Genomic DNA, 13,016 nt, shown 5'->3' on the forward strand with positions numbered 1-13,016 from the left:
TTCTCAGGAAGCCTCTTTCTGATTTCTTCTACATAATTTTTTAGAGCTTGCTCAGTTTTACCATTAGTTAATGCCTGATACGTATGCTGCAATACGCCTTTGAGGTCATCAGCATATTCCGTGAGTTCAGCTGCCATCACCTTTTGTACCTTTTGCAGCTGATTTTTTTGAAGTTCTTTTAAAATTTTTACTCGTTCAACGTCAGATTTCATCTGTTATATTCGTTATTTATGCTAACTGAAATTGTATCCTTTCCGGATAAACAACAAGTTATTAATTGTATTTGCAGAATGTGACAAAACCATTAAACAATTACTTTATCCTTTTTTGTGCACTCTTTCAATGGTTTAAAGAATATCTTACATTAAAGGTATCATCTATTTAGGCAAATGACCTTTCAATTAAAAAATCCCGGCAAAAAAATGCGCAATAAACTCTTTATCAGAGCGCTTGCTTTGTTGTTTTTTTCACTCTTTATTTTTGCAGATGGTTTTGCTCAGAGCCAATTGCAACGCGTTTCCAATACAGCACGAAGTGATGGGATGGGCTATGTAATTCGATATCATCTAAGTGCCCCTGTCGATTCTTTTGAAATAACACAGCCGGCACCCGATCTTATTCAAATGGTACTATATGATCAGGAAATTGATACAACAGGGCTTATACTTCCTAAGCAAAGCGAAAAATTAAAAGAAGTTCGCTTGTATGAATTAGAGTATGGGTATGGAGTAGACATTTATCTGACCGAAGGAGCCACTTACAAATCTAACGCCTATATAGATAGGAATGGAAAGGATATACTTGTTAGCTTGACCCAATCCACTAAAGAGGAACTGGCGCAATATACACAGCAATTCTTAACACGTAATTGGTATAAGGAAATTGTTGACGATGATGCTTTAGATGTATCTGCTCCTCCTTTCCAAACTAATATTCTGTACAATAATGTCAGAGATAAACTTCGCTTTGATAAGATTGTAATTGATCCCGGTCATGGCGGATGGGATCCGGGTTCTATAGGTTATAAAGGAGTCAAGGAGAAAAACATAACCCTTGAGGTTGCCAAAAAATTAGGGGCTTATATTGAAGAACACCTCCCGGATGTTGAAGTAGTTTATACACGTGAAGATGATACATACCTGGGATTAGCCGAATTAGGCCATTTTGCAAATTTAGCTGAAGCTGATCTTTATGTTTCAATACATTGTAATTCATTCCACAACCAGTATGTAAGCGGTGCTGAAGTTTATTTTTTGGGACTCTCTAAAAGCAATGCCTCACTTGAAGTAATGAAAAGGGAGAACAGTGTATTTAAAGAGGAAATTAACCAAGAGCTTACAGAAGATGACCTTTTGATATATGAACTGGCACATAGTGGCTATATAGCTACGAGTGAAAAAATTGCCTACATGATCGAAGATCAATTTCGAACCCGCGCACAACGAAAATCACGAGGTGTCAAACAAGCCCCGTTCCAGGTGCTCTTCGAAGCCGCTATGCCCGCCGTTTTAGTTGAACTTGGATTTATTACCAATCCTGCCGAACAACGCTTTTTAACCAGCGAATATGGCCAAAATATTATGGCTTCAGCTCTGTTTCGTGCTATCCGGGATTATAAAGTTGAATATGAAGAGAAGCAGGCGTATAACGTCTCTTCAAATTAGCATTGCATGTCTAAACCTTTGATAATCGGTGTTGCCGGTGGTAGTGGTTCCGGAAAAACTACCGTTGTAAATTATATTTGTGAGGAATTTGCAAAGGACAACATCCTGCGGCTTGAACACGATTCCTACTACCGAGAGCTCAAACACCTGCCTTTTGAAGAGCGTGTAAAACAGAATTTTGACCACCCAGCCTCTCTGGAAACCGAGCTGCTAATTCGCCATATAGAAGCTCTTTTAGAAGGTCATCCGGTAGAAGTTCCGGTTTATGATTTTGAGGAACATACCCGAAAAGAAGAAACTATTACAAAAGAACCCTCGGATGTAATTTTAATCGATGGGATCCTGATCTTTTCAGAACCTGAATTATTGAAGTTAATGGATGTCAAGATTTTTGTTGACACTGACGATGATGTTCGTCTGCTACGACGACTGCAAAGAGATATTCAGGAACGCGGAAGATCTCTTGACGGGGTTCTTGCCCAATACGAAAAATTCGTTCGCCCCATGCATCTTGAATTTGTTGAGCCAAGTAAACGCTACGCCGATATCATCATACCCCGGGGCGGTAAAAATAAAGTCGCTCTCGAAATGGTCTCTGCACTTATCCGTGGCAAAATGAACAGCTAAGCCTTTCTTTTTTACATTCCTGCCAAGATCATCATTATAAGAACTGTAAAATTACAGGCTTTTTTGCTTTTTATTGCCTTTTTTAAATCCTCTGTTTAACAGGCTTTTAATATTAATTAACCACGGAAGCTTAACGATGAAAAAACTATCTACTCTTACTTTGTCTTCTGTATTATTTGTTTTGGTGTTTTTCGGCACCTCACCTATAGTTCAGGCACAAAATCCCCCCGACCTTAGAGAACAGTACTTAACACCCCCTGATGAAATCGCTGAAGAAGTGCTGGCCCCAAGGTATAAGAACATCACACTTTATGATTTGAGCCCGAACCGGGAGTATTTTCTGAATACAACTCAAAACCGAAGCCTTTCTCCGCTTTCTGCTTTTGCAAAACCTTACTACAACCTTGGAGGCTTGCAGTTTAATCCCGGAGCGAATCGAAGCCGGTATTTTACTACCGGTTCAACTTCAGGATTAGAGCTGATCGGTTCTCGAAATGGAGATGCCTCTGATATTGAAACCCCGGATGATGCCCTTGTCAGCAGCGCCTCATGGTCGCCCGATGGAACAAAACTGGCTTATTTTGCCCATTTCAATGATGCCACTCACCTTTATGTAGCAAATCTGGAAAATGGACGTTCCCGGCAAGTCACTCGCCGCCCCGTTTTGGCAACAATGAATACTTCGTTCGAATGGTCAGCCGATGGACAATATATTTTCACGGTTTTAGTACCTGATGATCGTGGCAACGAGCCACAAGAACCTGCCACGCCTACTTCACTCCAGGTCAAGATGACTACCGATAAGGAAAACCGACTTCGTACGTACCAGGATCTGCTGGGCGGTAAATTTGAAGCCGAATTACTCCAATATCATGTAACCGGACAATTAGCCCGCATCAATGTGGAAAACCGCAGAGTTCGCGAAATTGGTGAACCTGCGATGATCCGGGATATCGATCCTGACCCAAATGGTGAGTATATCATTGTTGAAAAAATGACCGAGCCTTTTTCTTACATCGTGCCGGTCTACAGCTTTGCCACTGTTGAAGAAATTTGGGACCTGGATGGAAATATGCTTGTTGAACTCGGCAATAGCGAGATCAATAAGGGAGTTTCAGGGTATGAGGAAGATGAAAATTACGGCCGCCGGGATGTGAAATGGCGCCCCGATGGTGAAGGGCTAAGCCTGCTGGCAAAAGCCGGTGAAGGCATGAAAGCCACCCGCGATAACGACGACGATAAGGATGCAGATGATGACAGCGATTCTGATGATGAAGAAACCGAAGAAGAGGAAGATGAAAAAACCATGGATCGCGTGATCCAGTGGCTGCCTCCTTTTGGTGAAGAGGACATGAATGTGATCTATGAAACTGAAGATGAAATGGAGTCTGTTTCATATTCCTCAGATACCAATATTCTGTTCATCGAAGAAGAAGGCAGTAATGAAGAACATCTTTACGCGGTATTCCTGGATAACCCTGAAGAAACACACACTATCTATAAACATAAAGATGATGATTTCTATAAAGATCCCGGAAGTCTTATGACTATGGCAGGCGATATGGGTATTTCTGTAGTACATCTTACACCCGATCAGAATAATGTTTTCTTATCAGGTACTCAGTATTATGAAAATTACGAAGAAAATGCTCCCCGCCCTTTTATTGATAAAGTTGATATACGTTCAGGTGAAAAGGAACGCATTTTCCAAAGCAGAGAAGACATGTATGAAGATGTGAGAGCCATACTTGATGATTCTGCCACTGAGATCGTTATATCCCGGGAATCCCCTCAAATGCATCCCGACTCCTGGCTGGTGAACCTGGATAGCGGAAATGAGATCCAACTCACTTCCAATGTAGATTATAATTCAGCTGTAACTCAAGCTCAGCGCGAACGGTTCAAAGTAAAACGCGCAGATGGGTTTGAATTTTGGGTTGAAGTCACACTTCCTCGTGACTGGGATGGAACCCCGCTGCCCGGTATCATTTGGCACTACCCTTCTGAATATGACGATCAGGAAGACTATGACGAAGACGTGCGAGAGTATAACAAAAATGACTTTCCCGGAGTGTACCATCGTTCCATGGATATTCTTGTAAAACGAGGATATGCAGTTATTGATGCCGACTGGCCTATTTCTGCCGAGATGGGAGATCCAAATGACGGGTTTGTCTGGAGTATCGTTCAAAACAGTACGGCTGTAATCGACAGTACAGCAAAACGCGGCTACATCGACCGTGAACGAATGGCTATAGGTGGACACAGTTATGGTGCTTTTGGTACTGCCAATGCCATGATCCATACTTCCTTTTTCAAAGCCGGAATTGCCGGAGATGGAAATTACAACCGAACACTCACACCATTGGGCTTTCAGCGTGAGCCGAGAGATCTGTGGCGTGGACTGGAACGCTACGTCCAAATGACCCCTATTTTCTGGGCCGACCGAATGGACGGAGCCTTATTGATGTATCACGGAGCAGCAGATCAGAATGTAGGTACCTGGCCAACGCATTCCCGCCGAATGTTCCATGCTTTAAATGGTATTGGCAAAACAGCCGCCATGTATATGTATCCCCATGAAGCACACGGACCAGCCGCCGAGGAAACTATTCTCGATCTATGGACGCGCTGGGTACAATGGATGGATCATTATGTAAAAGATAAAGGTGAGCATATACCTGAAGCTGAACTTGGTAGTGAATGATCCCTTTTTTTTAGGGAATTAGTATTTGGGGATATCCGATGGGTATTCCCTTTTTTATTTTGGGATCTTAGATTCTTTGCTCATTCTCTCCATCCCGTCAAAAACTAAAAAAGGGCGAAGCTTACCTTCTCGTTCTATTATACTTTCAAGAAAAGAGCCCCATCCTCCGGTAATAAAGAGATCAAAGGGCCCAAATTCTGATTCGTATTTTTTAAGGATCGCCTCAATGGCCATTTTATAAAAGCCTGCCTGTCCCCATTTCAGGGAATCAATGGTATTTTTCCCGGGCCATATTTTTGGGATATCCATTTCTACCTCAGGAAGTGCCGGTGCTTTTTGGTGCAGTATCTCTCCAAATCCTGATAACCCCGGTGCGATCAAACCGCCACGATACACATCATCCTGATCCATAAAGTCGATGGTGATGGCTGTTCCTGCATCAATTACTACCACTGACTTACTGGTCTGATTAGTAGCACCATAACAAGCCAAAAACCTATCGATACCCAGAGTTTCAGGGGTTTCATAATCCAACAGATCGCGGGGAATATCACTTACGCTGATTTGCCTTAGTTTCACGTGCTTTAAATGTTCTAAAATAGCTTCTTGCAGATCCTTGCGAACACTTGCTAAAATTACTTCTGTGAATGATTCCGGATGAGTATCGATCCACTCAATGAATTCAAGGGCGGTTACGGTTTTTTTCGTATCAACCACATTCCATTTCACACCCCTTTTATGTGCTCCTTTAATGGAAGAATTACCTGCATCCAGATACAGAATATTATTTGAAGTTTTGGAATCGATTTTGCTCATCTTTTTGTAGTACTTTTACACAGGGTAATTTAAAACAAATTATAGCTTTTAAAATGAATCTCAATTCTAAAGTCGCCATCGTAACAGGAGCCAGCAGTGGAATCGGAGCTGAATTCAGCAAAATGCTTGTTGAAAACGGCACTGAAGTATATGGGCTTGCACGCAGTGAAGATAAACTTAAGAAATTACAGAAGTCTCTGGGGGAAAATTTTCACCCCGTAAAAATGGATATAACCAAGTCTGATGATTTGGAAGAATGGGTAAACGATACCTTTGGCCGAAAACATCAACCGGATATCCTGATAAATAATGCCGGGGTTATGTTTTCTGCTAATGTGGAAGACCTTACCATGGAAGAATGGCATACCATGATCAACGTGAACCTGAACGGAATTTTTTACCTTACCCGTCTCATCGTTCCATTGATGAAAGAGAACGAACAAACTTGTCACATTATTAATATAGCTTCTATTGCCGGGCTGCTTGGTAATCCTACCATCTCAGGATATAATGCCAGTAAATTTGGGGTTAGAGGATTCAGTGAAGCTTTATTCAAAGAACTGAGATATGATGGCATAAAGGTAACATGTGTATTTCCGGGATCGATAAATACTGATCTCTTTGATAAGATCGATGGAATAGACAACCATCCGAACATGATGAAAACCACCGATATTTCAAGTACGGTAAAGTTTTTATTGGAAACAGATGACAACTTTCTCATCAATGAGATCACCATGAGGCCGCTTAATCCAAAAGACCCAACTTCTTGATTTTTTTTATGATCAATAATTTTTTAAAACCCCTGCTTATCTATGGAATCGGGATCATGCTGATCACGGTCTCGATCTCAGGTTGTTTAGGTCCGGAAAAAATTCCGGTACCTGATAACCTGATCCCTGAAGACCAATACATAGATCTTATGGTTGAAATGCAGCACATCATAATATATCACAGTGCTGAACCTGACAGTGTTGATGCTGACTCATTAAAAGCCATTGTCTACGATGAATATGATGTCACTGACGAGCAATACCGGGCTTCACATGAATACTATCAAAAACATGTAAAACAACAAATTGCAAGAGTTGACTCGGCTATTAAGCGATTAGAAGCTGAAGAAAAATTTATTATGGCTTATATCGATTCAATGAAAACCGTTAACGCCAAAATGGATTCCCTTACAAAAGCTGACACAACTCTCACAGATCAATAATCAGATCAGGCAATAAAATCCCGGCTTTTGGGGATTGTTAGTTAGCTTTTCTTCTTTGATCAAGTATTGAATGGCCAGTACAACTTTAATTTTAGTGTAACCTGTGTCTCCGCAAAGCTGACTTACCGTCTTATCTTCACTTTCCAGGAGTTCATAAATTGCTTTAATTTCTTCTGACGATGGTGGCGGTTCTTTTACAGAATCAAATTTGAGGCAATTGTCACAATGTCCGCATGGCTTGGCTTTGGTATCCCCGAAATAATTTCTTAGATAGACTTCCCTGCAACTTTCCGTCAGCACATATCCATGCATCTGCTCCAGCTTTCGAAACAGATTATTTCGATGAGATTCAACCTGTATTTTTGTTAGTGGCAATTTTGAAGATCTGGCCTCCAAAACTTTAACTAAACTTCTCTGCTTGTGCATCTCAAACACCAGGATCTGATCATTTTGCATCAACACATTTAATGCCTTAACAAGAGCATTTCGGTGCAGATCCAGTTTATCCAATACATAATCTTCATCTCGTTGTACCATGTCACGAAATGCGATGGTCCCAAACAGTCGCTCCAGCTTATCTACAAATTCCGCTTTCTCATCATTATTACATTTTTCACGAAAACTTTTCAGTGCATTTGAACTTAATGTAAACTGTACACTAACTGCAGGTTTCACTTCTTCCTGCATGGCTATAACATCAAACTGATCTAAAACCCGCATGGCAGCCCGGGCTTTCCCATAAGAGAGCTGTCCTCTCTTTTTGATTTGCTCAATATCAAAATGGCGTGATTCTTCCATTTGTGATCCGACAGCCAGATGGAAACTGTCGCATAAGATCTGATAGGTATGATCTAATTCATCAAGTGTAGGATAGCTTTGATCCAGCCTTTCATCAGCTTTTATATAATCCGATTCACGGTACAAAAGAATAGGGAAACTTTCTTCACCATCTCTGCCTGCCCTGCCGGCTTCCTGATAATATGCCTCCAATGAATAGGGCATTTCTTCATGGATCACATACCTGCAATCCGGCTTATCGATTCCCATCCCAAAGGCATTGGTTGCAGCAACTAAAGGAGTTTCACCGGTGATCCATCGCTGCTGAATGGCCTTTCGTTTCTCTGCTTCAACACCGGCATGATAGGCTTCAGCCTTGATCCCCAACCTTGTAAACCGCTCTGCTACATGTTCACAATTCTTTCGGGTACCTCCATATATCAGCCCGTCTCCTTTTTGCGCTCCTTTTTTAACCGACTGCTCCAGCTTCTGCTTTTTCTTTGGGGATTTGACGACCCACCATTTTAGGTTTGGACGGGAAAATCCCCGGGTTATCACATTCGGTTTCTCAAATTCAAGGGATCCTATGATGTCTTTTTGAACTTCAGGAGTGGCCGTTGCAGTTAGGGCGATCCACCGGGTTTTATCTGCGATGCTTTCCAAGGAAGTTCGGATCTCACGATATGAAGGCCGAAAATCATGCCCCCATTCACTTATGCAGTGCGCCTCATCAATGGCCACCATGTCAATATTCAACTTGGGGAGTTCAGCTTCCCACAGGGTTGTTTTAAGGCGTTCCGGAGCACAATAAAGTAACTTGTACATTCCGTTTCGGGCATTAACCAGCCGCTGCTCCACCTCATAAGAGGGAATAGTACTGTTAATAAATGTTGCAGAAACTCCTTTTGCTTTCAGCGCCTGAACCTGATCCTGCATGAGAGCCACCAGAGGTGAAATTACCAGGGTCAAGCCTTCAAAAACGGTAGCCGGAACCTGGTAGCAAAGTGATTTACCTCCTCCGGTAGGAAACAATACAAGTGTATCATTACCATTAAAAACAGATTTTACTACTTCATCCTGCCCCGGACGAAAGCTTTCAAACCCCCAAAATTTTTTTAGATTAGCTTCTGCTTTTTGAAAATGATCTTGCAAACTAAACCTCTGAATTTATACTCATCAACAATCCAAAATATAAAGAGTATGTACTTCAAGAAATAATAAAGTAAAATCATATTGAAATTTTCATATAATAAAGTTTCTTACTGTTATGCAATTAAAGTAATCTACTATGAACAAATTTCTATTTTTCTTACTCGTCTCTCTGTGCATTACGGTAATCGGATGCGCCCAAAATGATATTATAAGATCAGACTATACCATCAAGTCGGGTTCTTCTTTTGGAATGTGTGTAGAAAACTGCTATCAAGAGCTTTCGGTGAATGAATATCAGGTAGTATTGAAAATTGCTGACCGTATTAATGATGATCCGGAAGTATTTACTAAACGCACTGTTGCAAATGAAGAATGGAATCAGATACTCGATCAAATAGACGAAGAGGCCTTCCGTGCTCTTCCCGAGGTGATTGGATGCCCCGATTGTGCTGAATGGATAGAAGTACAAAGTCTTGATCTGGTTAAAAAAATCACCTTTGAATACGGGAACCCTCCTGCAGAACTTGCCGAATTAGCTACCATACTGAGAGAAAAACGTGATGATCTTTTCACTGATAAATAAATTCTCTGTCATTTTTAAATTTTGACGACAATAAAAAAGCCGGAATCGAATGATCCCGGCTTGTACTTATTCTGTTTGGTAGTGTGACTTACCAGTCTTTGTCGCTCTTTTCTTTTTCAGCGGCAGCTAAAGCCTCTTTAATGCTTGGAGGCAGTATCACGGTATCAATTACGTGAACAACTCCATTTGACGCATTGATATCAGCCATTGCTACTTTTGCACCATCAACTGTAACATTTCCATAATTGATATTTATGGTTACTTCACTTCCTTCTACAGTTTTTGCTTTCATACCATCTTCAAGGTCACCGGACATTACTTCTGCAGGTACTACATGGTATGTAAGTACTGCTGTCAGTTGATCTTTATTTTCCGGCTTCAAAAGCATCTCAAGCACGCCTTCAGGCAGTGCTTCAAAAGCTGCGTTTGTAGGTGCGAATACGGTAAAAGGACCGTCACTCTGTAGCGTCTCTACTAACCCTGCTGCTTTAACGGCAGTAACAAGGGTCGAAAGATCGTCGGTGGCAACAGCAAGCTCTACTATGTCGCTGTCTTGTGCTTGTACATTGGTGGACAAAAGCATTGCAAAAACCAATGCAAAAACTCCTGCTATTTTTTTTAGTGTTCTCATGATGAATATATTTTATTATGATTGAATAGTCAGCTCTAATAATGCTAACCTTTCAACTTTCATTCCAATTTGAAAACAATTTTCACAATTGCTTAATCATCATCGCCACACTTTTCTTTCCTCTCTCTGTTACTTGTTCTGCTACTTGTTTGAAGCCCAGTGCCTTATGAAATAGCAACGAATCTGGATTGGCAGGTTTAATATTAATTTCACAAGTAATTATTTTTTTATCGGATGTCTGAAAAAGAAAGTTATAAAGTGCCGTACCCAATTTTTTTCCACGAAATTTCTCTCCAATAACGATGCGATCCACATAATCAAAGTCTGAGTAGTTATTGCAAAAGAATGCATAATTAAGGCTGTCGTATTTAAGTCCTTTTTGCAGCACTATTATAAATCCGGCCAGCTCCTCTCCTTCTTCTATGACCAGAAAAGGATCGGCTTGTTTTAGAAATCGCTTCATATCTGATAATTTAACCTCACTAACATGGGGAAGGGCTGCCTGATTCATTTCCAGGACTTTTGGCAGATCCTTATTTTGTGCTCTTCTTATATTCATGGATTAATATATGTAGTATGATTCATCAAGTTTACTGCGAGCTCATTTTATTAGCTGATCAATTACGCAAAGCTATACAATCTTTCTTAAACTACTAACATCAATTATGTTAATAATTTATAGAAATATTCTATAACGGAGATACTATGTTTAACAGAAATAAATGTCCTAATTGTAATAAGTCAGTCATCACTTTTAGGAAATTCATTCGAGTCACTGATCCCACCAAAACTATGGAGTGCCGACATTGTGGTACTTCTTTAAAACTTAGAAGTTATCATAGCTTTTATATAATTTTGGCTGTGATAATTGGACTCGCCATCCCCACATTTTTAGTAGGTACTGGTCAGGTACCATCGTTTTTCAATGAGCTGGCTTTCCACATGAAAGCCATCATAGTTGTTATTTATTTAATACTATGGATCGTTGGAGCCATTTTCCTGGGCTGGCTTTTAATCGGTTGGAAAAAAGCATAAGCTTAACTCAAATAGCATTTACTAACTACCACCAATGGAATCTAAAAAATCTCACTTTCAGCTCGATACATCTGTCACTTATCTCAATTGTGCATACATGGCGCCACAACTTAAAGTGGTTGAGGAAGCCGGACTCGAAGGCCTCAAACGAAAACGAAATCCTTTTCAAATTTCACCGGAAGAATTTTTTGGCGAAACTGATTCCCTCCGTGAGGAATACGCTAAACTCATCCATACAAAAGAACCTAAACGCATTGTGGTCATTCCATCCGTTTCTTACGGAATGGCAAATGTGGCTAAAAATCTCCCGCTTTCGGAAGGCGATAACATTATCGTTGTAGGCGAACAATTTCCCAGCAATGTGTATCCTTGGAGAGAAGCAGCTTTTGAGCACGGTGCAGAGATCGTCACCATCACTCCTCCTAAAGAAATAGAGAACCGCGGGAAGATCTGGAATGAAAAGATCCTGAATGCCATAAATTCAAAAACCAAACTGGTGGCTTTAGGTAATATTCACTGGGCTGATGGGACATTATTTGACTTAAAAACCATCCGCAAGCAAACACGTGAAGTTGGAGCATGGCTGGCTATTGACGGAACGCAATCGGTTGGCGCCCTTCCTTTTGATGTTTCTGAAATTCAACCTGATGCCCTGATCTGCGCCGGGTACAAATGGCTAATGGGACCTTACAGCATCGGTTTGGCTTACTACGGTCCGGCTTTGGATGATGGCAAGCCCGTAGAAGAAAACTGGATCAACCGTTACGAAAGTGAGAATTTTGCCAACCTGGTGAACTACAATGATGATTACCAACCCGGTGCGTTGCGGTATGAAGTTGGGGAACACAGCAACTTCATCTTAGTACCGATGATGCTTGCCGCTGTCAAACAGTTGAACGAATGGGGACCGCAGAATATCCAAAATTATTGCAAAGATCTTGTTTCTAGCGGGATCAAAAAACTGAAGGAAGCAGGGTACAAGATTGAAGATGAGAACTACCGATCTTCCCATCTCTTCGGAATTCGTCTGGGTGATGACCATAACATGGAACAGATCAAACAAAGATTTGAAGAGGAGAACATCCTTGTTTCATTTCGGGGATATTCGATCAGGATTTCACCGAATGTGTATAATACGGAAGAGGAGTTTGGGAAGTTGGTGGAGACATTGATCTAAAGAACACGTAGGGGTAATTCATGAATTACTCCTACCTGTTTTTCCTATGGATGCCCCAAAAACCAGTAAGGGCGCATCGCAATGCGCCCTTACTGGTTTAGAACTTTATTTTACCTCACACCGATTGTTCAGTAAATGTGAGAAACGATTATCAATCTCCGCTAACCACCGCTTTCATATAATCTCTTCGCATCTCAGCAATAGCTGAGATGGAAATACCTACCGGGCAAACGGCTTCGCATTCTGCGAAGTTAGAACAGTCGCCAAACCCTTCTTCTTTCATTTGATCAACCATGGCTACTACCCTATTTGAACGCTCAATTTCGCCCTGTGGAAGTTTATTAAGATGAGCGATCTTTGCGCCGGTAAACAACGAAGCAGATGCATTCGGACAAGCCGCTACACAAGCTCCGCAACCGATACAGGTGGCGTAATCAAAGGCTTGATCAGATTTCTCTTTTTGAACCAGAATTGAGTTTGCCTCAACAGCAGATCCGGTTTTAATGGAAACATATCCACCGGCTTCAATTATACGATCAAATGCACTTCGGTCAACCACCAGATCTTTGATAACGGGGAATGAAGCAGCACGTGGTGGTTCAATAGTTATATGATCGCCATCGCTGTAATT

The 13,016-nt window shown here is 41.2% G+C and carries 14 protein-coding genes; 8 read left to right on the forward strand and 6 right to left on the reverse strand.

All coding sequences use genetic code 11. The annotated features are described in order from the left end of the window. Positions 1 to 212: hypothetical protein (locus VFM80_RS12815; RefSeq protein ID WP_395072285.1), on the reverse strand; the 212-nt coding region annotated here is incomplete at its 3' end. Between the two features lie 210 nt (positions 213 to 422). Between VFM80_RS12815 and VFM80_RS12820 the strand changes: the two genes are divergently transcribed. The 3 genes from VFM80_RS12820 to VFM80_RS12830 all read left to right on the forward strand — a co-directional run bounded on the left by VFM80_RS12820 (position 423) and on the right by VFM80_RS12830 (position 4,998). After that, positions 423 to 1,664: an N-acetylmuramoyl-L-alanine amidase family protein gene (locus VFM80_RS12820; RefSeq protein WP_395072287.1), complete on the forward strand. Its 1,242-nt coding sequence runs from the start codon at positions 423 to 425 to the stop codon at positions 1,662 to 1,664. 6 nt (positions 1,665 to 1,670) lie between these two features. Beyond that, complete coding sequence (udk, locus tag VFM80_RS12825) at positions 1,671 to 2,291, forward strand: uridine kinase (RefSeq protein ID WP_395072289.1); 621 nt, start codon at positions 1,671 to 1,673, stop codon at positions 2,289 to 2,291. A gap of 136 nt (positions 2,292 to 2,427) precedes the next feature. After that, entirely contained in the window at positions 2,428 to 4,998 is a 2,571-nt protein-coding gene (locus VFM80_RS12830; protein WP_395072291.1) for a S9 family peptidase, read from the forward strand. Between the two features lie 54 nt (positions 4,999 to 5,052). On the opposite strand, the gene VFM80_RS12835 is transcribed toward VFM80_RS12830, so the two are convergent. Continuing rightward, positions 5,053 to 5,814 (reverse strand): type III pantothenate kinase, encoded by a 762-nt coding sequence (locus VFM80_RS12835; protein ID WP_395072293.1) that lies wholly within the window; start codon positions 5,812 to 5,814, stop codon positions 5,053 to 5,055. 53 nt (positions 5,815 to 5,867) lie between these two features. Between VFM80_RS12835 and VFM80_RS12840 the strand changes: the two genes are divergently transcribed. Together VFM80_RS12840 and VFM80_RS12845 are read left to right on the forward strand one after the other, a co-directional pair. Further along, positions 5,868 to 6,587: an SDR family oxidoreductase gene (locus VFM80_RS12840; protein WP_395072295.1), complete on the forward strand. Its 720-nt coding sequence runs from the start codon at positions 5,868 to 5,870 to the stop codon at positions 6,585 to 6,587. An 8-nt stretch (positions 6,588 to 6,595) separates the two neighbouring features. Further along, complete coding sequence (locus tag VFM80_RS12845; protein ID WP_395072297.1) at positions 6,596 to 7,030, forward strand: DUF4296 domain-containing protein; 435 nt, start codon at positions 6,596 to 6,598, stop codon at positions 7,028 to 7,030. On the opposite strand, the gene VFM80_RS12850 is transcribed toward VFM80_RS12845, so the two are convergent. Next, positions 7,031 to 8,959 (reverse strand): RecQ family ATP-dependent DNA helicase, encoded by a 1,929-nt coding sequence (locus VFM80_RS12850; protein WP_395072299.1) that lies wholly within the window; start codon positions 8,957 to 8,959, stop codon positions 7,031 to 7,033. A gap of 136 nt (positions 8,960 to 9,095) precedes the next feature. Here VFM80_RS12850 and VFM80_RS12855 point away from each other — a divergent pair, with 136 nt between their 5' ends. Further along, positions 9,096 to 9,542: a hypothetical protein gene (locus VFM80_RS12855; RefSeq protein ID WP_395072301.1), complete on the forward strand. Its 447-nt coding sequence runs from the start codon at positions 9,096 to 9,098 to the stop codon at positions 9,540 to 9,542. 88 nt (positions 9,543 to 9,630) lie between these two features. Here the strand turns inward: VFM80_RS12855 and VFM80_RS12860 are convergent, their stop codons facing one another. Beyond that, on the reverse strand, positions 9,631 to 10,173 hold the full coding sequence (locus VFM80_RS12860) for a fasciclin domain-containing protein (RefSeq protein WP_395072303.1): 543 nt from the start codon (positions 10,171 to 10,173) through the stop codon (positions 9,631 to 9,633). Between the two features lie 82 nt (positions 10,174 to 10,255). After that, positions 10,256 to 10,732, reverse strand: coding sequence for a GNAT family N-acetyltransferase (locus tag VFM80_RS12865; RefSeq protein WP_395072305.1), 477 nt, complete (start codon positions 10,730 to 10,732; stop codon positions 10,256 to 10,258). Between the two features lie 296 nt (positions 10,733 to 11,028). Here VFM80_RS12865 and VFM80_RS12870 point away from each other — a divergent pair, with 296 nt between their 5' ends. Both VFM80_RS12870 and VFM80_RS12875 read left to right on the forward strand, forming a co-directional pair. Then, positions 11,029 to 11,208 carry a hypothetical protein gene (locus VFM80_RS12870; protein WP_395072307.1) on the forward strand — a complete coding sequence of 60 codons (180 nt, stop codon included), beginning with the start codon at positions 11,029 to 11,031 and terminating at the stop codon, positions 11,206 to 11,208. Between the two features lie 34 nt (positions 11,209 to 11,242). Further along, positions 11,243 to 12,385, forward strand: a complete 1,143-nt coding sequence (locus VFM80_RS12875) for an aminotransferase class V-fold PLP-dependent enzyme (RefSeq protein WP_395072309.1) — start codon at positions 11,243 to 11,245, stop codon at positions 12,383 to 12,385. A 151-nt stretch (positions 12,386 to 12,536) separates the two neighbouring features. On the opposite strand, the gene VFM80_RS12880 is transcribed toward VFM80_RS12875, so the two are convergent. Beyond that, positions 12,537 to 13,016, reverse strand: a 480-nt coding sequence (locus VFM80_RS12880) for a succinate dehydrogenase/fumarate reductase iron-sulfur subunit (protein ID WP_395072311.1), incomplete at its 5' end; no start/stop codon positions are given.

Origin of the sequence: Gracilimonas sp. (genome assembly GCF_035704785.1) — a bacterium.
In the GTDB taxonomy this organism is placed as follows: Bacteria; Bacteroidota; Rhodothermia; order Balneolales; family Balneolaceae; genus Gracilimonas.

Bases quoted from the DNA above. Each gene is read 5' to 3' on its own strand.
- VFM80_RS12820 (WP_395072287.1), top strand. From the start codon at position 423: ATGCGCAATAAACTCTTTATCAGAGCGCTTGCTTTGTTGTTTTTTTCA.
- VFM80_RS12875 (WP_395072309.1), top strand. From the start codon at position 11,243: ATGGAATCTAAAAAATCTCACTTTCAGCTCGATACATCTGTCACTTAT.
- VFM80_RS12835 (WP_395072293.1), bottom strand. From the start codon at position 5,814: ATGAGCAAAATCGATTCCAAAACTTCAAATAATATTCTGTATCTGGAT.
- VFM80_RS12845 (WP_395072297.1), top strand. From the start codon at position 6,596: ATGATCAATAATTTTTTAAAACCCCTGCTTATCTATGGAATCGGGATC.
- VFM80_RS12830 (WP_395072291.1), top strand. From the start codon at position 2,428: ATGAAAAAACTATCTACTCTTACTTTGTCTTCTGTATTATTTGTTTTG.
- VFM80_RS12855 (WP_395072301.1), top strand. From the start codon at position 9,096: ATGAACAAATTTCTATTTTTCTTACTCGTCTCTCTGTGCATTACGGTA.
- udk (WP_395072289.1), top strand. From the start codon at position 1,671: ATGTCTAAACCTTTGATAATCGGTGTTGCCGGTGGTAGTGGTTCCGGA.
- VFM80_RS12865 (WP_395072305.1), bottom strand. From the start codon at position 10,732: ATGAATATAAGAAGAGCACAAAATAAGGATCTGCCAAAAGTCCTGGAA.
- VFM80_RS12860 (WP_395072303.1), bottom strand. From the start codon at position 10,173: ATGAGAACACTAAAAAAAATAGCAGGAGTTTTTGCATTGGTTTTTGCA.
- VFM80_RS12840 (WP_395072295.1), top strand. From the start codon at position 5,868: ATGAATCTCAATTCTAAAGTCGCCATCGTAACAGGAGCCAGCAGTGGA.